Raw genomic sequence first — 19,000 nt, forward strand, 5'->3', positions numbered from 1 at the left:
GAGCTCGTCCTGGACTCCAGCAATCGGTGCCGCCAATGGTAGAACAGGTTACAAAACAGTGGTGCCGTATCGGCATACCCGGCACGACGGCGCCGCGTCCGCAGCTACCGGCGCCAGGATCACCGGGAGGTTCGGATGACCGGGATGCCGGCCGGGGCGCCGTCGCGGATCAGCCGATCCAGCGCCGCGAGGTCGACGTGTTGCTCGACGAGGTCGGCGAGAAGGTCGAGTTGCGCGGACCTGACGGCCGCCACCGAGGTGTCGGGGGCGACGGTGAAGCCGGTGCGTCCGGCTCGGGCGGCGACTTCGGTGAGCCAGGTGCGACGGAACCCGTCGGATTCGAGGAGTCCGTGGACGTGGGTGCCCCAGATCGCTGCTCGCGCGCTGCCTTCATCGTCGCCCTCGATGGTCAGCCAGGCGGGGTCGGCGGTGTGGGTCACCCTGCCGTGATGGATCTCGTAGCCGTGCACGGGAATCGAGCCCGCCGCGCCGGTCACCTGACGGGCGATCTTGGGGTCCGCGAATTCGATGTCGAGTTCGAGAAGGCCGAGGCCGTCCGCGACCGTTGGCCGCCTGGTCGCCAGGGATTCAATACCGATGTGATCGGGTGTCGCCGTGGGCGCCGGTGATTGCGCGGCCCTGTGCTCGACGCCGTCGACGATGCGTCGGCCGAGCATCTGGTAGCCGCCGCAGATGCCGAGGATGGGACGACCCGCCGCGGCGCGGGACCGGAGGGCTTCACCTATCCCGTTGGCGCGCAACCACTCCAGATCCGAGATGGTCGCCTTCGAACCCGGCACGACGACAAGGTCGGCGGTGGCCAGTTGGTGGGGACTGTCAGCCCAGCGAACAGCTACGCCGGGTTCACAGGCGAGGGCTTCGATGTCGGTGGAGTTGGAGATGCGAGGCAGGCGGATGGCGGCCACGGTGAGCCAATCGGCGCCGTGGGGCGGGCCGGGTCGGCCCACCGGGGCACCGGAGATGGTGCCGAGGGAGTCTTCGGCGTCGAGCCAGAGGTCCTCGGCGAACGGGAGGACGCCGAGGGTGGGGCGGCCGGTCAGGGTGGCGAGCTGGTCCAAGCCGGGTTGCAGCAGGGACACGTCGCCGCGGAACTTGTTGATGATGAAGCCCGAGATCAGTTGCTGGTCTTCGGGTTCCAGGACCGCGACGGTGCCGAACAGGTGAGCGAGGACGCCGCCGCGATCGATATCGCCGACCACCAGGACCGGGATCTCGGCGGCGCGCGCCAATCCCATGTTCGCGAGATCGGTGGCCCGGAGATTGATTTCGGCCGGTGAGCCCGCCCCCTCACAGATCACCACGTCGAATTCGTCACGTAACGAGGCCAATTCGGCCGCGACGACTTCGCGCAACTCCTGCCGTCGAGTGAAGTAGTCACGCGCGCCGACAGTGCCGACAGCCTTGCCGCGAACCACCAACTGCGAACGGCGATCACTACCGGGCTTCAACAGCACCGGATTGAACCGCACGCTCGGCTCCAGCCCACACGCCCGCGCCTGCAACGCCTGCGCACGCCCGATCTCTCCGCCGTCGAGCGTGACGACCGAGTTGTTCGACATGTTCTGCGCCTTGAACGGCGCCACCCGCACCCCACGCCGGGCCAGCATGCGGCAGATACCCGCCACCACAACGCTTTTCCCGGCGTCGGAGGTGGTACCCGCGATGAGCAGCGCCCCGCGCGGCGCTACGCCGGCCTCGTCAGCGCGAGCGCCCGCCGGAGTCACGGCAGGGTCAGGATTTCCGCGCCTGTCTCGGTGACGACCAGTGTGTGCTCGAACTGAGCGGTCCACTTGCGGTCCTGGGTGACCACGGTCCAGCCGTCGTCCCAGATGTCGTAGTCGATGCCGCCGAGGTTGATCATCGGCTCGATCGTGAAGGTCATGCCGGGCTCGATCACCGACTCGATGTTGGGCTGGTCGTAGTGCAGCACCACCAGGCCGCTGTGGAAGGTGGGGCCGACGCCGTGGCCGGTGAAGTCGCGCACCACGCCGTAGCCGAAGCGGTTGGCGTAGGCCTCGATGACGCGGCCGACCACATTCAGGGCGCGACCCGGCTTGACCGCCTTGATCGCCCGGTTGGTGGCCTCTTCGGTGCGCTCCACGAGCAGGCGCACCTCCTCGTCGACATCGCCGGCCAGGAAGGTCTTGTTGGTGTCGCCGTGCACGCCGTGGATGAAGGCGGTGACGTCGATATTGACGATGTCACCGTCTTCGACCACCGTGGAATCGGGGATGCCGTGGCAGATGACCTCGTTGAGCGAGGTGCAGCAGGACTTGGGAAAACCCTTGTAGCCCAGCGTGGAGGGGTAGGCGCCGTGGTCGCACATGTACTCGTGGGCGATCCGGTCGAGCTCGTCGGTGGTGACGCCGGGCACCACGGCCTTGCCCGCCTCTTCGAGCGCCTGCGCCGCGATCTTGCCCGCGATCCGCATCTTCTCGATGGTCTCGGCGGTCTGCACCCAGGGCTCGTTGCCCTCGTTCGCGGTCTTCTTCCAGACGTATTCGGGCCGCTCGATGGAGCGGGGAACTTCCCGGATCGGCGACTGGGTGCCGGGAACTAGTGGCTGGCGGGTACGCACGGACATAAGGGCAGTGTATCTATGCCCGCAGATCTCCGTGCGTCACCGCCCGTGCACTCGGCGGGCATTCCGCGACGCCGGGGATGCGCTGTGCGTCAGGCCACAGGCTCCAACCGGACGATGATGCCCTTCGACGTCGGCGTGTTGCTGACGTCGGCCACGCTGTCGAGCGGAACCAGCACATTGGTCTCCGGGTAGTAGGCGGCCGCCGAACCACGACTGGCCGGATATCCCACGGCGACGAATTTCTCCGCCCGCCGCTCGGTGCCGTCGTGCCAGATGCTCACGATGTCGACCAGCGCACCGTCGGCGATCCCCCGCTCGGCGAGGTCGTCGGGGTTGACCATCACCACCCGTCGGGCGTTGTGGATGCCCCGGTAGCGATCGTTGCCCGCGTACGGAATGGTGTTCCACTGATCGTGGGACCGCAGTGATTGCAGCACAAGGTATCCCGGCGGCGCGTCGATCATGTCGAAGTCGTTGCGGGTGAACTCGGCCTTACCGCTCGCGGTGCGGTAGATGCCCTTGTTGACCGGATTGACCAGCAGCATCCCGCCCGGCGCGGTGACCCGTTCGTCGAAGTTCTCGAAGCCGGGCACGACCCGCGAGATTCGGTCGCGCACGGTGCTGTAGTCGGCGACGAATTCCTCCCACGGAATCGTGGACTCCGCCCCCAGCGTGCTGCGCGCCAGCCGGGAGATGATCGCGACCTCGCTCAGCAGGTCCGGTGCGGCCGGGTCGAGCCGCCCCCGCGACGTGCGCACCTGGCTCATCGAATCCTCGACCGTGCAGAACTGCTCGCCGGTGGCCTGGATATCGCGATCGCTGCGGCCCAGCGTGGGCAGGATCAGTGCGGTCTCGCCGCAGACCGTGTGGGAGCGGTTGAGTTTGGTGGAGATCTGCACGGTCAGCGAGCACTGCCGAAGGGCCGCCTCGGTGACCGTGCTGTCGGGCGTAGCCCGCACGAAATTGCCTGCGACACCGACGAATACCTTCGCTTTGCCGTCGCGCATGGCACGGATGGAACCGACCGCGTCCAGCCCGTGGGCCGTGGTCGGGGTGAAGTCGAACTCCTTGCCGAGCGCGTCCAGGAACGACTGCGGCATCCGCTCCCAGATGCCCATGGTGCGGTCGCCCTGAACATTGCTGTGCCCACGGACCGGACACACCCCCGCCCCCGGACGCCCGAGGTTGCCCCGCAGCAGCTGGAAGTCGACGATCTCGCGGATGGTCGGCACGCCGTGCTTGTGCTGGGTCAGACCCATCGCCCAGCACACGATGATCTTCTTGCTGGCGAGCACCTGCTGGTGGACGGCTTCGATCTCCGCGCGCGCCAGTCCGGTCGCGGTGAGCGCGTGCTCCCAGCTCAGCGTCCTCGCGTGCTCGGCGAAGGCGTCGAAGCCGGTGGTGTGCGCGGCGATGAACTCGTGGTCGAGCACCGTGCCCGGCGCCGCGTCCTCGGCATCGAGGAGCAGTTTGTTCAGCATCTGGAACAGGGCGAGGTCGCCGCCGGGGCGGATCTTGAGGAAGATGTCGGCGATCTCGGTGCCGCGTCCGATCACCCCGCGCGCCTTCTGCGGGTTCTTGAACCGGATAAGCCCGGCCTCGGGCAGCGGGTTCACCGCCACGATCTTGCCGCCGTTGCGCTTGGTCTGTTCCAACGCCGTCAGCATGCGCGGATGGTTCGTGCCGGGGTTCTGGCCGACGACGAAGATCAGGTCGGCTTCGTAGATGTCGTCGAGCGACACAGTGCCCTTGCCGACGCCGATGGTCTGGTTCAGCGCGGAACCGCTCGACTCGTGGCACAGGTTCGAGCAGTCGGGCAGGTTGTTGGTGCCGTAGGAGCGGGCGAACAGTTGCAGCAGGAACGCGGCCTCGTTGTTGAGTCGCCCCGAGGTGTAGAACAGGGCCTCGTCGGGGGTGGTGAGGCCGCGCAGCTCGCGTGCCATCAGGTCGAAGGCGTCGTCCCAGTCGATGGGCTCGTAGTGGGTGGCGCCGGGACGCTTCACCATCGGCTCGGTGAGCCTGCCCTGCTGGTTGAGCCAGTAATCGGACATGGTGTCGAGCTCGGCGACGGGATGCTCGGCGAAGAACTGCCTGGTGACCCGGCGCGTGGTGGCCTCGTCGTTGATGTGCTTGGCACCGTTTTCGCAGTACTCGTTGCGGTGCCGGTGTTTCGGCTCGGGCCACGCACAACCGGGACAGTCGAAGCCGTCGGTCTGATTGATGTTCAGCAAGGTGAGCGCGGTGCGAACCGGGGAGTTCTGCGACAGCGAGTACTCGATCGCGTGCGCCACCGCCGGAACGCCGACCGCCCAGGTCTTGGGCGGGGTCACGCTCAGATCATCTTCCGGGTCCTCGATCGAGGTCATGTGTCAGCTTCTTTTCAGGTCTGCGGCACCGCGCGTTCGGCATATCCGACAAAAGGCTTCTCACATTGTCCACCCTTGTCAAAGCGGAAAGCCCGATCACCTGATAGACCTCGGTGATCGGGCTTTCCGCCGCGCGTGTGACTCAGTCCTGTGCCGGCTCGAAGACGCTGCTGCCGTAGACGTCCTCGGCGGTGAGCGTGATGAGGTCGGACTTGCCCAGTGGCCGGTCGAGCGCGACCAGCCTGCGAGCCTGCCGCAGCCGGCAGCGTTCGATCGCGTTGCGCACGCTGCGCGCGTTGGAGAACCGGGGCTGCTCCATGCGCAGCGTGAGGTACTCGGCGAACGCCTTGTGCGCGTCGTCGTCGAAGGCGAATCCTTCCGACTCCACCATCAGGCCCGCGATCTGGGTCAGCTCCGCGTGGTCGTAGTCGGCGAACGTGAGATGGTGCGGCACCCGGGAACTCAGGCCCGGATTGGCGGCGAAGAACGTCGCCATCCGGTCGGGGTAGCCGGCGAAGATCACCACCAGATCGCCGCGCTCGTTCTCCATCTCGGTGAGCAGGATCTCGATGACCTCCTGCCCGTAGTCGCGCTCGTTCTCCGGCCGGAACAGGTAGTAGGCCTCGTCGATGAACAGCACTCCCCCGGCCGCGCGGGCGATGGCCTCCTTGGTCTTGGGCGCGGTGTGGCCGATGAACTGGCCGACCAGGTCGTCGCGGGTGACGGTGTGCACGCGCGGCGCCCTGATGTAGTCGAGCGCGTGCAGGATCGCCGCCATCCGCAGCGCGACCGTGGTCTTGCCGGTGCCGGGACCGCCGGTGAAGCTCATGTGCAACGTGGGTCGCGTGGTGGTGAGCCCGAACCGGCGGCGCGCCCGGTCGACCTGGAGCAGCGAGGCGATCTCGCGGACCCGGCGCTTGACCGCGGCCAAGCCGACCAGCTCGGCGTCGAGTGCGGCCAGGGTATCGCTCACCCTGGCCGCGGCCTCGTCGGCCGAGAGATCGAGCACCTCGTCGTCGCCCAGAATCGCAGGCTCGTGCGTCTGGTCCTCGACTGCCGTGGTCTGCGCCGAACCGCCTGCCGACGGCCGGTGGAACCCGAATCCCTTTGGTGTGTCCATCAGTTCACTCGCCCGCGTACCGATCGCCGGACGGACGGGCGGTGGCGTAGGACTTCACCGAATACCGCTGGGTGCGGTCGGGGCCCTCGACGCGTTCGAGCAGGAAGCCGGGCTCGTGCGCCGGTCGCTGGACGAGGAACGACATCGCGGTGGACTGCCTGCCCAGGGCCGCGTCGTAGGCCAGCAGCCGGATGTAGTGCTGCGGGAAGGTGGCCCGGCAATCCGCGAGCTGGGCGAGCACGCCGTCGGGTTCGGCCAGGTCGAACATCGGCAGCCCCCACATCTCCCAGTACACATTGCGGGGGTGCGGGTCGTCGGTGTACTCCAGCGAGACCGGCCAGCCGTGATCGAGGGCGTACTTCACCTGGGCCGCGATCTCGTCGTCGGTGAGGTCGGGCAGGTAGGAGAAGGTTCCGTAGCGCAGTTTCATCAGGTGCTCCTTGTCAGATCGAGGGCACCGGAGTCGCCGCCACATCGGGCGCGTCGGTGCTGGTGTAGTCGAAGGTGATGTCGCCCCAGGTATCGAGCGCGGCCTGCAGCGGCGCACAGTGCTTGGCGGCGTTGCGCAGCACGCCGGGCCCCTCGAGCAGCAGATCGCGACCTTCGTTGCGCGCCTTGACCATGGCCTCGAGCGCGACCCGGTTGGCCTCGGCGCCCGCGGCGATGCCGTAGGGGTGTCCGATGGTGCCGCCACCGAACTGCAGGATCACGTCGTCGCCGAACAGGTCGAGGAGCTGGTGCATCTGGCCGGCGTGGATGCCGCCGGAGGCAACCGGCATGACGCCGGGCATCGAGATCCAGTCCTGATCGAAGAAGATCCCGTTGCCGAGATTGCGGGGAACATCGTTGTCGCGCAACGTGTCGTAGAAGCCACGGGTGGTGGCCGGGTCGCCCTCGAGCTTGCCGACGACAGTGCCCGCGTGGACGTGGTCCACGCCCATCAGCCGCGACCACTTCGCGATCACCCGGAAACTCACGCCGTGGGTCTTCTGCCGCGTGTAGGTGGAGTGCCCGGCCCGGTGCAGGTGCAGCAGCAGCCCGTTCTCGCGGGCCCAGTGCGCCATGGACTGGATGGCGGTATAGCCGATGGTGAGGTCGATCATCACCACCACGCTGCCGATCTCTTTGGCGAAGTTGGCCCGCCGGTACATCTCCTCCATGGTTCCGGCGGTGACATTGAGGTAATGGCCCTTGATCTCGCCGGTTTCGGCCATCGCCCGGTTCACCCCCTCCATCGCGTAGAGGAAGCGGTCACGCCAGCGCATGAAGGGCTGGGAGTTGATGTTCTCGTCGTCCTTGGTGAAGTCGAGGCCGCCGCGACAGGCCTCGTAGACCACGCGCCCGTAGTTGCGGGCCGACAGGCCCAGCTTGGGCTTGATGGTGGCGCCGAGCAGCGGACGACCGTACTTGTTGAGCATCTCCCGTTCCATGACGATGCCATGGGCAGGGCCCTGGAAGGTCTTGGTGTAGGCGACAGGGATGCGCATGTCTTCCAGGCGCAGGGCCTTGAGCGGCTTGAATCCGAAGACGTTGCCGATGATCGAGGAGGTCAGGTTCGCGATGGAGCCTTCCTCGAAAAGGTCGATGTCGTAGGCGATGTAGGCGAAGTACTCGCCGGGCCTGCCGGGAACTTCGTCGACCTGGTACGCCTTGGCCTGGTAGTGGCTGTTGGCCGTGAGACGGTCGGTCCACACGACAGTCCAGGTGGCGGTGGACGATTCGCCCGCGACGGCGGCCGCGGCCTCGATGGGGTCGACGCCGTCCTGCGGGGTGACGCGGAAGACGGCGAGAACGTCGGTGTCCTTGGGAACGTAATCGGGGTTCCAGTAACCCATTCCGGCGTAACTCTGTACACCCGGATCCCAACGCTCTTTCGTCGCCGGGCCCTCGTTCTCGATCATCGTCATCGCCGGTCCTCTCGGGTCACGCCTACGAAGCTCTCTCAGTGTGTGGCGAGGACTGTTCAACGACAATGGAATCTTTGCTGACCATTGTTAAGACATAATTGAACGATGTTCGCCAGCCCCGACCTGCCCGCCGCCGCCACCTGGGGTCGGCTGCGCACCTTTCTGGCCGTGTACGAGACCGGCAGCGTGCGCGCCGCGGCCGAGACGTTGCACGTGACGCCACCGGCGGTGTCGGCCGCGATCGCCGCGCTGGAAGACGCGTTGGGCACCAGGCTGTTCGGGAAGTCCGGCCGTGGCATCGTGGCGACGGATTCGGGCGAGATCTTCGCCGGATATGTGCGCAGATTGCTCGGGCTGCTCGCCGAAGCGGCGGGGGCGGTGCACGATGCCGACCGTGGGCGGGTGCGCATCGGTGCCGTCGCGACGGCCAGTGAGTACGTGCTCCCGGTGCTGATGGCCACGTTCGCCCGAGCCCATCCGCATGTCGAGCTGTCGCTGTCGGTGCTCACGCGCGGCGAGCTGTTCGCCCGCGCCGCCGACCACGTCTTCGATATCGCCCTGGCCGGTCGGCCGCCGCGTGGGTCCGGGCTGGTCACCGCCGCCCAGCGTTCGAACCGACTGCTCGTGGTCGGACGGCCCGGCCTGGTCGGCGACCCGCTCACCACGCCCTGGTTGCTCACCGGGATCGGCTCGGGCACCCGCGATACCGCACTGTCGTTGCTGAGCCGGTTGCAGGCCGCGCCGCCGCTGCTCACCCTCGGCACCTCGGGCGCCGCGGTAGCCGCCGCGAGGGAAGGGCTCGGGGTCACGCTGGTGCACGAGGAAGCGGCGCGCGAGCAACTGGCGTCGGGGGAACTGGTCTCCTACGGCGTGGCGGGAACACCTCTCGATCGGCCGTGGCACGTTTGCACGACCCCGGAACCGACCTCGGCGACCCGGTTGTTCGTGGCCCATCTGTGCGATCCGGAGCAGGTGGGCGCGGCCGCATTTCACACCCGGTCTCGCCCGAAGGGGTGAGGACGGCGGGTGCGGGGCGCCCCCATGCTGTTGGTCATGACGACACTCCCCGCCACCGCCCTCGCCGACGTCGCCCAGCAGCTCATCAGCGGCGGCCGTGGCATTCTCGCCGCCGACGAGTCGATCAAAACCATGTCATCGCGCCTGGAACAGGAGGGTGTTCCCGCGAGCGCGACCGCCCGTCGCGACTATCGTGAACTGCTGCTCACCACCGAGGGCCTGTCGGAGTCGATCAGCGGAATCATTTTGTGCGACGAGACATTCGGCCAGGATCTCGCCGACGGGCGCCCGTTCCCGATCGCGGCGCGCGAACTCGGCGTCCTGCCCGGCATCAAAGTCGACACCGGCCCCACCGCACTGCCCGGTCACGGTGGTGCGCTGATCACCGAAGGGCTCGACGGACTCGGCGCGCGGCTGGCCTCCTACGCCGATCGCGGGGCCGCGTTCGCCAAGTGGCGGGCAGTGTTCGACGTGTACACGATCACCCCCTACTCCGCCGGCGCCAACGGGCACGCGCTGGCCCGCTACGCCGCGCTGTGTCAGCAGCACGGCATCGTCCCGATCGTCGAGCCCGAGGTGCTGTGCACCGGTGACCACGACCTCGCAGCCGCGGAGAAGGCGACTCGCCTCGCCCTGAGCGCGGTGTTCACCGAACTCGTCGACGCCGGGGTGGATCTGACCGGCATCGTGCTCAAGCCGAACTTCGTCACCCCCGGCCTGGACGCCGCACCCGTCCCGCCCGCCGAGGTCGCAGCCGCCACCTGCGCGGTGTTGCGCGAGCTGGTGCCCGCCGACGTGGCGGGAATCGCCTTCCTGTCCGGTGGGCATCCGACCGCGCGAGTGTGTGAGTTCCTGAGCGAACTCGCCGCCCTCGACGAACGGGCGTGGCCTGTGACATTCTCCTTCGGACGCGCGCTCGTGAGCGCGGCCCTGCACACTTGGGGTGGATCAGTGACCGAAGTTGGCGCAGCACAACAGGTTCTGCTCGAAAACTGCCGCGACGCCGCCGAGGCCACTGGGCACGCCAGGTAGGTGGGCTTGCCGAGCACTCGGTGCGCGCGGCCGCAACGCGCAGCGGCGGCGCCGCCCCTCGGGCACCGCTGCTGCGTCCGTTGACTACTTCAGCGGTAGTTCCACCAGCAAGGTGGTTCCGCGCCCCTGCATCGACTCCACGCGCAGCGAAGCTTCGATGATGGCGCAGCGCTCGGCGATCGAGGTCAGGCCGAAGTGCTGTTCACCGTCGGTGTCGGCGGCGCGGTTGGCGCGGCGCTGCGCCGGGTCGAAACCCTCACCGTCATCGGAACATCCGAGGATGACAGAGTCGCCCACCCGGCGAAGCGAGAGCACGATCCGCTGCGCCCCGGCATGTTTCACGGCGTTGGCGAGGGATTCCTGCGCGATCCGGTACAGCGTGGCGGCGGCGTAGTCGGGGATGTCGTCGATCGCGGCGGCGTGGTCGACGAGGAACTCGATCGTCGGGGGCCCGTCGCTGCTCGCCGCGCGCACCAGCGATTCGATCGCGGCGACCAAGCCGAGGTCGTCGAGGACGAGGCTGTGCAGGCCCGAGATCGCCGCCCTGGTCTCGTTGTAGGCGAAATCGGCCAGCTCACGAGCGCTGACGAGTTCGGCGCGGGCTCTGGCGAGGTCGCGCAGGCTGGCCTCGTCGGCGACATCGACATGGCCGAGGAGTTCGGAGACGGTGAGGTCGGCGGCCGACAGGTGGAACGACATCGAGGCCAGGGCGGTGGTGACGCCGTCGTGCAGGTCGAAGGCGATACGCCGACGCTCGGCTTCCTGAGCGGTGATCGCCTGCTCGACCAGGCGATCCCGCTCGCTACGTTGCCGATTGACGGTGCGGAAAAGCCGCTGCGCGTGCAACCACAGGCCGAGCACGGCGGCGTACTGTTGCGCGGCGTCGAGGTCTTGCTGCCCGAACGGGTTACGCGGCCCACGGTGCACGGCCAGCACGCCGACCACATCACCTTCCAGACCCGGCAGCGGCAGGCACATCCGCGCCACCGTTTGCTGAGGTTCCAGGCGTAACAGCCTGCGGTGCAGGGCATTACGTGGCGAGTCGCTGTCGAGCAGCACCGGTTTGCGGGTGCGGGCTACCAACCCGGTCACCCCGAATCCCACCTGCAGTCGCAAAGAACTCGCCGAGGGATGAGCGGGCCACATATCGACGATGCTCAGGTCCTGGCCGTCGACGGCGTAGAGCAGCACACCTTCGGCGCCGAGCCGTGGGGCCAGCTCCGCCGCCGTGGGGACCGCGCCGCCCGCATTGCTCACCGGAACAGCCCCTCCCGCAACGCGACCGCGATCGCGCCGCTGCGATCGGACACGCCCAGCTTGCGATACAGACCCCGAATATGGGTCTTCACGGTGTCCTCGCTGACCACCAGCTTGCTCGCTACCGCCCGATTGGAATGACCGGATACCAACAGCCCCAACACTTCTGATTCACGCTGGGTCAGCCCGAGGTGCGCGCCGGACCAGAACTGGCCCGCACTGAGCCTGGCCGCGGCCAGCGCCACCCGCCCGGCCAGTGCGGCGTCGACCACCGTCTCGCCCTCACGGACCCGGCACAACTGGGCGACGAGTTCGCGCCCGTCGACGCGCTTGAGAATGTAACCGGAAGCCCCCACCCGCAGGGCCTGATACAGGTAGTGCTCGTCGTCGTAGACGGTGAGCAGCACGACCTTGGTGTCGGGGTATTGCAGGGTGATCTGGCGGCACAGGTCGAGGCCGCTGGCCTTGCCGATGCGCACATCGCACAGGACGATATCGGGCCGATGCTCGGCCACCATCCCCAAAGCGGCGGTGTCGGTGGTGGTTTGGCCGACGATCACGACCTCGTCGGGAAAGTGGCCGAGCATGGCGTCGAGCCCGTGCAGCACCATCTCGTGATCGTCGACGAGCACAAGCTTCAACGGGGTCGGAGGTAACTCCGGCATTCCCCCACCCTACGGCGACCGACATCGCGGTTACCGGCATTGACGAGATCTCACCCGGGTGCCCACCCCCGAGGGGGAGTGCCCGACCGCGCCGATGCGGTCCGATGAACTGACCCGATCAGAAAGGCCGCGCCATGCCGGAGTCCTCAGTTCGTCGGCCACTCATAGTGCCGTCGGTATTGCCCGCCGATTTCGCCTGTCTCGGCGAGGAAGTGGGTGATCTGTGCGCGGCGGGCGTCGACCGGATCCAGTGGGACGTGATGGACGGGGTGTTCGTCCCCAATCTCACCTTCGGTCCCGATGTCATCGCGTCGGCGCGTTCGCACAGCACCGTCGCCTTCGAAGCGCACCTCATGGTGGTGAATCCCGATGAGCTGCTCACCGAATACATCGACGCGGGGTGCGAGCTGATCATCGTGCACGCCGAAGCCTGTACGCACCTGCATCGGACCCTCGCCCGAATCCGCGATCTCGGGGTGCGCAGCGGTGTCGCACTCAATCCGCACACCCCCGCCGAGGTCGTCGCGCACGTGCTGGCCGAGACCGACCTGATCCTCGCCATGACGGTGAATCCGGGCTTCGGGGGGCAGGCGTACATCCCGGCCGTCGAACCGAAGATCGCGCGGTTGCGGCGGATGATCGAGGAGTCCGGTCGGCCCATCGAGCTCGAAGTGGACGGCGGGATCACGGCCGACACGATCGGGGGCGCTGCCGCGGCGGGCGCCGATGTCTTCATCTCCGGCTCGTGGATGTACGGCTATCCCGAAGGCAAAGCGGCCGCGGTCAAGCGGCTCCGCGAAGCGGCGACCTGCGCGAGCGAGGCAGTTCGATGACCGACATCGCACCACCGACCTTCGCGCCTTCGGTGCGCACCGATCTGCTCGCCGTCGATACCCTGCGATTCCTCGCGGCCGACATGGTGGAGGCCGCCCAGTCGGGCCATCCCGGCATGCCGATGGGGGCGGCGCCGATGGCGTGGACGCTGTGGAGCCGACATCTTCGCCATGACCCGGCCGACCCCGAGTGGGCTGATCGGGACCGGTTCGTACTCTCGGCTGGGCACGGCTCCGCGCTGTTGTACGGGCTGTTGCACCTGTTCGGGTACGACCTGCCCGTCGAGGAACTGCGGCGGTTCCGCCAGTTGGGGTCGCGGACTCCGGGTCATCCCGAGTTCGGTGATACCCCTGGTGTGGAGTGCACCACCGGGCCGTTGGGTCAGGGGCTGGCGATGGCGGTGGGGATGGCCCTCGCCGAGCGGATGACCGCCGCCAGGTATCCGGAGATCACTGGACATCGCACGTACGCGATCGTTGGCGACGGGTGCTTGATGGAGGGTGTCAGTCACGAAGTCTCCTCGTTCGCAGGGCATGTGGGGCTCGGCGGGTTGATCGTGCTCTGGGACGACAACGAGATCACCATCGACGGTGCGGTCGGGCGTTCGTGCAGCGACGATCAGGTGGCACGGTTCACGGCCTACGGGTGGCATACCGAGGTGGTGGCCGATGGGACCGATATCGAGGCGATAGACGCCGCTCTGCACCGCGCGAAGAGCGATCCGCGGCCGAGCTTCCTCGCGGTGCGCACGGTGATCGGCCATGGTGCGCCCGGTGTCGCAGGCACCTCCAAGGCACATGGTTCCCCACTGGGAGCGCGGCGATTGGCACAGGCCAAAGAGCTTGCGGGATGGACTCTTCCGCCGTTCGCGGTGCCGGAGCAAGTGGGCGCGATGTGTGCCGTGCTCGCGGCGATCGGCGGCGAGGAACATGCGACCTGGCTCGAGGAATTCGCGGCGTTCGACGCTGCCGCGCCGGAGCGTGCGGCCGAGTTCCGACGTGCCCTTGCGCGTCTGCTGCCCGCGGGGTTGCCGGCTGCGCTGGAAGCCGTGGCGGCGGACGCGCCGCGCGCCACCAGGCAGTCCTCGCAGGCGTGTTTGCACGCGGCGCTGTCGACGATGCCGGAATTGGTGGGCGGTTCGGCCGACCTGGCCGGGTCGACCGGCACGGAGTGCGGCGACGTGGTCAGTCGCGGCGACTTCACCGCCGGTGCCATCGCTTTCGGCATTCGCGAGTTCGGGATGGCGGCCGTGCTGAACGGGATGAGCCTGCACGGTGGGTTCCGGGTCTTCGGCAGTACCTTCCTGGTGTTCGCCGACTACCTGCGGCCCGCGCTGCGGTTGTCGGCGTTGATGGGCCAGCCGGTGATCTATGTGCTGACCCACGATTCGATCGCGGTCGGTGAGGACGGGCCGACGCACCAGCCCGTCGAGCACATCGAGTCGCTGCGGCTGATTCCCGGGGTGCAGGTGTTGCGGCCTGCGAACGATGCGGAGACCGCTCTAGCCTGGGAACTCGCGCTCTCGCGCGTCGACGGACCTACCGCGCTGATCCTTTCCCGCCAGTCCTTGCCCCAGCTCGACACCGCTGGGGCCGTGCCACGAATTGTCGACGGTGCCGAAGTCATCGGCGAGGCAGCCGAACCGGAGGTCGCCACCGCGCGCGGGATCGAAATCGTCGCTACCGGTTCGGAAGTCGCACTGGCTGCGGCGGTCGCCGATCGGCTACGGACCGACGGACACGACGTGCGGGTGGTGTCTGCGCTGGATCGGTCCCGCTTCACCCCTGATGCCTCAGCGCACACGATCAGTATCGAGGCAGGCAGTACCGCGGGCTGGGCGGGGCTGGTGGACCTGACGATCGGCATCGACGAGTTCGGACACAGCGGACCCGGAGACGAGGTGCTGGCCCACCACGGGTTCACCGTGGAGTCCGTCCTCGACCGAGTCCGCGAATACCTCGACGGCGCACCATGACTCAGCTGCGCGCGGTGATCTTCGATGTCGACGGCACCCTGGTCGACAGCGAACGAGACGGCCACCGGGTGGCCTTCAACACGGCATTCGCCGAGGCGGGGCTTCCCGACCGCTGGGATGTCGAGGAGTACGGGAAGCTGCTGAAGGTCGCCGGTGGCGCGCAGCGGCTGGCGTTCTGGTTCGAACAGCACGCCATGCCGACCGAGCAGGCGCGCGAGCTCGCGCACAAGGTGCACCGCACCAAGACCCGCGTCATGCGGCAGATGGCCTCGGACGGGCAGATTCGGGCCCGGTCGGGAGCGCGGGAGCTGATCGAGCGGCTCCGGTCGCGTGGCGTTCGGTTGCATGTGGCGACCACCGGCACCCGCGCGTGGGTCGAGCCCCTGCTGAAACACGCTTTCGGTGAGCCGTTCGACACCGTGACCACCGGAACCGAAGTGCCCGTGCTGAAACCGAGCCCCGCGGTGTATCTGGATGTGCTGATCCAGACCGGCCTGTCCGCCGAGCACGTAGTGGCCGTGGAAGATTCGGCGAACGGCGTGCGGTCCGCGGTGGCGGCGGGGCTGCGGTGCGTGGCCGCGCAGAACGCGTACACGCGCACCGACGACCTCTCGGCAGCGGTGCTCGTCGCCGATGGGCTCGACGACCCGGAGCTGGTGACCTGGTTCGACGACCACCTCGCGTGAGGTGGTCGTCGACTGCGGCTCAGCGGGTGCGGCCGCGACGTTCCATGAGCCGCAACAGCATCGGTGTGAAGATCAGCTGCATCGCCAGGTCCATCTTCCCGCCCGGACACACGATCGTGTTCGAGCGGGACATGAACGAGTCGTGCAGCATCGAGAGCAGATACGGGAAGTCGATGCCGTGCGGATCGGCGAACCGGATCACCAACATCGATTCATCGGGAGTCGGAATCGTGCGGGCGACAAACGGATTCGAGGTATCCACCACGGGAACCCGCTGGAAGTTCACGTGGGTGCGGGAGAACTGCGGGCACATGAAGTTCACGTAGTCGTGCATGCGGCGCAGGATCGTCTCGGTCACCGCCTCGGTGGAGTAGCCGCGCTTGTCCTTGTCTCGGTGCAACTTCTGAGTCCACTCGAGGTTGATCACGGGTACCACCCCGATGAGCAGGTCGGCGTACTGCGCGACATCGACCTGCTCGTCGGCCACCGCACCGTGCAGGCCCTCGTAGAACAGCAAGTCGGTGTCGGGGCGGATCTCCTCCCACGGGGTGAACGTGCCCGGCTCCTGGTTGTAAGGCGCGGCTTCTTCCTTGTCGTGCAGGTACTTTCGCACCCGACCAGTGCCGGACTCACTGTAGCCACGGAACAACTTCTCCAGTTCTTCGAACAGGTTCGCCTCGGGACCGAAGTGACTGAAGGTGTGGTCGCCGTCGGACAATGCCCGCGCCAGTTCCTCCTTCATGCCTACCCGGTCGAACTTGTGGAAGCTGTCGCCCTCGACGTACGCGGCATCGATGCCCTCCCTGCGGAAGATCTGATCGAATGTGCGCATCACCGACGTTGTTCCGGCTCCGGATGATCCGGTGATGGCGACGACGGGGTGCTTGGCGGACATGAATCTCCTCCTCAGGTGGTGGAACGGTAGAGACCGCGTAGACCGAACAGCGGGCTCCACTGGCCGTCGGGCTCCTCGGCCGCTTCGGCGTGGTAACTCACGATGCGGGCTACCTCGTCGCGGGAACCGAAAATGAACGCGATCCGCTGGTGCAGCTCGGTGGGGACGACCTCGAGGATCCGGTCACGGCCGGTCGAGGCGAGACCGCCGGCCTGCTCGATCAGGAAAGCGATGGGAGCGGCCTCGTAGAGCAGGCGCAACCTGCCCTCCTTGGACGGGTCCTTCGAGTCGCGCGGGTACAGGAACACCCCGCCCCGGGTCAGGATGCGGTGCGTTTCGACCACCAGCGACGCCACCCAGCGCATGTTGAAGTCCTTCTCGCGCGGGCCGGTCGCGCCCGCCAGGCACTCATCGATGTAGCGGCGCACGGCCGGTTCCCAGAAGCGGCGATTGGAACTGTTGACCGCGTACTCCGACGTGGACTCCGACAGGCGCAGATTCTGTCCGGTCAGGAAGAACTCGCCGAGCTCGGGATCGAGGGTGAAGGCATGCACGCCGGTTCCGACGGTGAGCACGAGTTGCGTCGCGGGACCGTAGATCGCATAGCCCGCGGCGACCTGCTCGGTGCCGGGCTGCAGGAAGTCCTGCCTCGTCGCGTCCACGCCGGGGGTCGGTGCGCGCAGAATCGAAAAGATGCTGCCCACCGCGACATTCACGTCGATATTGGACGATCCGTCGAGTGGATCGAAGGCGAGGAGGTATTTGCCGCGCGGATAGTCGGGTGGGATCGGGTACGGGTCGTCGAGTTCCTCCGACACCATGCCGGCCAGGTGGCCGCCCCACTCGCACGCGTGCAGCAAGAGGTCGTTGGCGACCACGTCGAGCTTCTGCTGCTGCTCACCCTGCACGTTCACCACCCCGGCGCCGCCGAGGACACCGGTGAGCGCACCCGAGGCGATGCGCTTGGAGATCGCCTTGCAGGCCAGTGCGACGTCGAGGATCAGGGAATTGAGTTCACCGCTGGAACCGGGATGGCGGCGGCGCTCTTCGATGAGGAATTGGGTCAACGTCGTGCGATCGGTCAGCATCCTTCGAGGACACCACCGATCCCCTCGGGTGGACATCCACCCGGGGGGTGAACCACAGGGGTGGTTCCCGGCGATCCGTCACCTCAGAAGGCAGGAACAGCCTCGGCGACCGGCTTCACTTCGGCGCTGTCCCGCTTGCGCAGGACGGTGGCGCTGATGACGAGCGCGGCGGCGAGCAGACCGGCCGCGACCGTGAACCCCAGCCGGTAACCGCTGGTCAGGGCTGCGGCGTCGGAGGCGCCGGCCACCAGTTCGGTGCCGGTCCGCGCGGCGGCCAGGGTGGACAGCACCGCGACGCCGATCGCCATGCCGACCTGCTGTGTGGTGTTGAACAACCCCGAGGCCAGGCCCGCGTCGTCGGCTTCGGCGCCCGACATCCCCAGCGCGGTGAGTGCGGGCAGCACCAGTCCGCCACCGGCGACGGCCACCATCACCGGCAGCACGTCGGTGAGGTAACCGGCGTCGACGGGCAGCCGTGTCAGCCACGACATCCCGGCCAGCAGCAGCACCAGACCGGCGATGAGCACAGTCCGTTCCCCGAAGCGGGTGATCAGGCGGGCAGAGGCGAACAGCGACACCCCGCCGATGGCGACGGCGGCAGGCAGCATGGCAAGGCCGGTCTGCAATGCGTTGTAGCCCAACACCTTCTGCAGGTAGAGCGCCACGATGATCTGGAAGGCGAACATGGCTGCCAGGGTCAGCATCTGGACAACATTGGCGCCGGAGACCCTGCGGGAACGGAAGATTCGCAGCGGCAGCAGCGGGTTGACCGCGGTGGCCTGACGGACGACGAAAGCGGCGAGCAGTGCGGCGGCCAGCGCGCCGAGGCCGAGGGTGTGGGCCGAGATCCAGCCGTAGCGTTCGACCTCGACGACGGTGTAGATGCCGAGCATCAGACCGGCGGTGACCAGGGCGGCGCCGAGCACATCGGCACCGGCGGACCAGCCGAGACCACGGTCGGCGGGCAGTGCCTTCACTGCCACCAGCACCGTCAGCGCGCCGATCGGCACATTGATCAGGAAGATCCAGTGCCAGTTCAGCGCATCGGTGAGCACGCCGCCCAGCACCTGACCGATCGAGGCGCCCGCCGCGCCGGTGAAGCTGAAAACACCGATGGCCGTTGCCCGTTGGCGCGGCTCGGTGAAAATCGTCACCAGGATGCCGAGCACCACCGACGCGGCGATCGCGCTGCCGACGCCCTGCAGGAATCGGGCCGCGATCAGCACGGCGGGAGTGGTCGCCACGCCCGCCAGCACCGACGCAGCGGTGAAGACGACAGTGCCGGTGACGAACATCGTCTTGCGGCCGATCAGGTCACCGAGGCGCCCGGCCAGCAGGAGCAGACCACCGAAGGCGATCAGGTAGGCGTTCACGGTCCAGCTCAGACCCGCGGGCGAGAAGCCGAGGTCCTCCTGGATCGCCGGCATGGCGACGGTGACGATGCTGCCGTCGAGGATGGTCATCAGCATCGCGGCCGACAGCACCGCGAGGGCGGTGCGCTGGGACTTTGTCATGGGTCATCTCCTGCTGGAAGCCAACAAGAGAGACCGTAC

The 19,000-nt window shown here is 67.7% G+C and carries 16 protein-coding genes; 5 read left to right on the top strand and 11 right to left on the bottom strand.

The genetic code is table 11. The annotated features are described in order from the left end of the window. Positions 1–119: 119 nt before the first annotated feature. The 6 genes from OHS03_RS19195 to OHS03_RS19220 form a co-directional block, all read right to left on the bottom strand. On the bottom strand, positions 120–1,745 hold the full coding sequence (locus OHS03_RS19195; RefSeq protein ID WP_328655952.1) for a cobyric acid synthase: 1,626 nt from the start codon (positions 1,743–1,745) through the stop codon (positions 120–122). Next, entirely contained in the window at positions 1,742–2,605 is an 864-nt protein-coding gene (gene map / locus OHS03_RS19200) for a type I methionyl aminopeptidase (RefSeq protein ID WP_056811628.1), read from the bottom strand. Before map ends, OHS03_RS19195 begins: the two co-directional genes overlap by 4 nt. Positions 2,606–2,694: 89 nt before the next feature. Then, positions 2,695–4,971: an FdhF/YdeP family oxidoreductase gene (locus OHS03_RS19205; protein WP_328655953.1), complete on the bottom strand. Its 2,277-nt coding sequence runs from the start codon at positions 4,969–4,971 to the stop codon at positions 2,695–2,697. 142 nt (positions 4,972–5,113) lie between these two features. Next, the gene (locus tag OHS03_RS19210; RefSeq protein WP_062990057.1) at positions 5,114–6,091 is read right to left on the bottom strand and encodes an AAA family ATPase; all 978 of its coding nucleotides are present in this window, start codon (positions 6,089–6,091) and stop codon (positions 5,114–5,116) included. 4 nt (positions 6,092–6,095) lie between these two features. Beyond that, complete coding sequence (locus tag OHS03_RS19215) at positions 6,096–6,521, bottom strand: ribulose bisphosphate carboxylase small subunit (protein ID WP_063004317.1); 426 nt, start codon at positions 6,519–6,521, stop codon at positions 6,096–6,098. A 13-nt stretch (positions 6,522–6,534) separates the two neighbouring features. Beyond that, complete coding sequence (locus OHS03_RS19220; RefSeq protein WP_328655955.1) at positions 6,535–7,998, bottom strand: form I ribulose bisphosphate carboxylase large subunit; 1,464 nt, start codon at positions 7,996–7,998, stop codon at positions 6,535–6,537. Positions 7,999–8,103: 105 nt separating this feature from the next. Between OHS03_RS19220 and OHS03_RS19225 the strand changes: the two genes are divergently transcribed. Beyond that, a complete protein-coding gene (locus OHS03_RS19225; RefSeq protein ID WP_063915455.1) occupies positions 8,104–9,015 on the top strand; it encodes a LysR family transcriptional regulator in 912 nt (303 codons plus the stop codon). Between the two features lie 36 nt (positions 9,016–9,051). Beyond that, positions 9,052–10,047 (top strand): class I fructose-bisphosphate aldolase, encoded by a 996-nt coding sequence (locus OHS03_RS19230; RefSeq protein WP_328655957.1) that lies wholly within the window; start codon positions 9,052–9,054, stop codon positions 10,045–10,047. An 84-nt stretch (positions 10,048–10,131) separates the two neighbouring features. Here the strand turns inward: OHS03_RS19230 and OHS03_RS19235 are convergent, their stop codons facing one another. Both OHS03_RS19235 and OHS03_RS19240 read right to left on the bottom strand, forming a co-directional pair. Next, on the bottom strand, positions 10,132–11,304 hold the full coding sequence (locus tag OHS03_RS19235; protein WP_328655959.1) for a GAF domain-containing sensor histidine kinase: 1,173 nt from the start codon (positions 11,302–11,304) through the stop codon (positions 10,132–10,134). Further along, positions 11,301–11,969, bottom strand: coding sequence for a response regulator (locus OHS03_RS19240; RefSeq protein ID WP_056811641.1), 669 nt, complete (start codon positions 11,967–11,969; stop codon positions 11,301–11,303). The genes OHS03_RS19235 and OHS03_RS19240 overlap by 4 nt, the downstream gene beginning before the upstream one ends. A gap of 134 nt (positions 11,970–12,103) precedes the next feature. Between OHS03_RS19240 and rpe the strand changes: the two genes are divergently transcribed. Genes rpe through OHS03_RS19255 form a run of 3 tightly spaced genes read left to right on the top strand, consistent with a single transcriptional unit; the run spans position 12,104 to position 15,464 of the window. Next, the gene (rpe, locus tag OHS03_RS19245; RefSeq protein WP_328655961.1) at positions 12,104–12,802 is read left to right on the top strand and encodes a ribulose-phosphate 3-epimerase; all 699 of its coding nucleotides are present in this window, start codon (positions 12,104–12,106) and stop codon (positions 12,800–12,802) included. Beyond that, positions 12,799–14,778, top strand: a complete 1,980-nt coding sequence (tkt, locus tag OHS03_RS19250) for a transketolase (protein ID WP_328655964.1) — start codon at positions 12,799–12,801, stop codon at positions 14,776–14,778. The genes rpe and tkt overlap by 4 nt, the downstream gene beginning before the upstream one ends. Continuing rightward, positions 14,775–15,464 carry an HAD-IA family hydrolase gene (locus OHS03_RS19255; protein ID WP_328655971.1) on the top strand — a complete coding sequence of 230 codons (690 nt, stop codon included), beginning with the start codon at positions 14,775–14,777 and terminating at the stop codon, positions 15,462–15,464. Before tkt ends, OHS03_RS19255 begins: the two co-directional genes overlap by 4 nt. A gap of 19 nt (positions 15,465–15,483) precedes the next feature. Here OHS03_RS19255 and OHS03_RS19260 read toward each other — a convergent pair whose 3' ends face one another. From OHS03_RS19260 to OHS03_RS19270, 3 genes are all read right to left on the bottom strand, one after another. Continuing rightward, positions 15,484–16,359 carry a phosphoribulokinase gene (locus OHS03_RS19260; RefSeq protein ID WP_328655976.1) on the bottom strand — a complete coding sequence of 292 codons (876 nt, stop codon included), beginning with the start codon at positions 16,357–16,359 and terminating at the stop codon, positions 15,484–15,486. Between the two features lie 11 nt (positions 16,360–16,370). After that, positions 16,371–17,447 (bottom strand): class 1 fructose-bisphosphatase, encoded by a 1,077-nt coding sequence (locus OHS03_RS19265; protein WP_328655978.1) that lies wholly within the window; start codon positions 17,445–17,447, stop codon positions 16,371–16,373. Positions 17,448–17,530: 83 nt separating this feature from the next. Then, positions 17,531–18,961, bottom strand: a complete 1,431-nt coding sequence (locus OHS03_RS19270) for a DHA2 family efflux MFS transporter permease subunit (protein WP_328655981.1) — start codon at positions 18,959–18,961, stop codon at positions 17,531–17,533. Positions 18,962–19,000 lie beyond the last annotated feature (39 nt).

Source organism: Nocardia salmonicida (genome assembly GCF_036142455.1).
Taxonomy (GTDB): domain Bacteria; phylum Actinomycetota; class Actinomycetes; order Mycobacteriales; family Mycobacteriaceae; genus Nocardia; species Nocardia salmonicida.

What these genes read in the sequence shown, in the direction of transcription:
- OHS03_RS19270 (WP_328655981.1), bottom strand. Translation starts at nt 18,961, where the DNA reads ATGACAAAGTCCCAGCGCACCGCCCTCGCGGTGCTGTCGGCCGCGATG.
- OHS03_RS19225 (WP_063915455.1), top strand. Translation starts at nt 8,104, where the DNA reads ATGTTCGCCAGCCCCGACCTGCCCGCCGCCGCCACCTGGGGTCGGCTG.
- OHS03_RS19220 (WP_328655955.1), bottom strand. Translation starts at nt 7,998, where the DNA reads ATGACGATGATCGAGAACGAGGGCCCGGCGACGAAAGAGCGTTGGGAT.
- OHS03_RS19215 (WP_063004317.1), bottom strand. Translation starts at nt 6,521, where the DNA reads ATGAAACTGCGCTACGGAACCTTCTCCTACCTGCCCGACCTCACCGAC.
- OHS03_RS19240 (WP_056811641.1), bottom strand. Translation starts at nt 11,969, where the DNA reads ATGCCGGAGTTACCTCCGACCCCGTTGAAGCTTGTGCTCGTCGACGAT.
- OHS03_RS19230 (WP_328655957.1), top strand. Translation starts at nt 9,052, where the DNA reads ATGACGACACTCCCCGCCACCGCCCTCGCCGACGTCGCCCAGCAGCTC.
- OHS03_RS19210 (WP_062990057.1), bottom strand. Translation starts at nt 6,091, where the DNA reads ATGGACACACCAAAGGGATTCGGGTTCCACCGGCCGTCGGCAGGCGGT.
- OHS03_RS19265 (WP_328655978.1), bottom strand. Translation starts at nt 17,447, where the DNA reads ATGCTGACCGATCGCACGACGTTGACCCAATTCCTCATCGAAGAGCGC.
- OHS03_RS19205 (WP_328655953.1), bottom strand. Translation starts at nt 4,971, where the DNA reads ATGACCTCGATCGAGGACCCGGAAGATGATCTGAGCGTGACCCCGCCC.
- rpe (WP_328655961.1), top strand. Translation starts at nt 12,104, where the DNA reads ATGCCGGAGTCCTCAGTTCGTCGGCCACTCATAGTGCCGTCGGTATTG.
- OHS03_RS19260 (WP_328655976.1), bottom strand. Translation starts at nt 16,359, where the DNA reads ATGTCCGCCAAGCACCCCGTCGTCGCCATCACCGGATCATCCGGAGCC.
- OHS03_RS19255 (WP_328655971.1), top strand. Translation starts at nt 14,775, where the DNA reads ATGACTCAGCTGCGCGCGGTGATCTTCGATGTCGACGGCACCCTGGTC.
- map (WP_056811628.1), bottom strand. Translation starts at nt 2,605, where the DNA reads ATGTCCGTGCGTACCCGCCAGCCACTAGTTCCCGGCACCCAGTCGCCG.
- tkt (WP_328655964.1), top strand. Translation starts at nt 12,799, where the DNA reads ATGACCGACATCGCACCACCGACCTTCGCGCCTTCGGTGCGCACCGAT.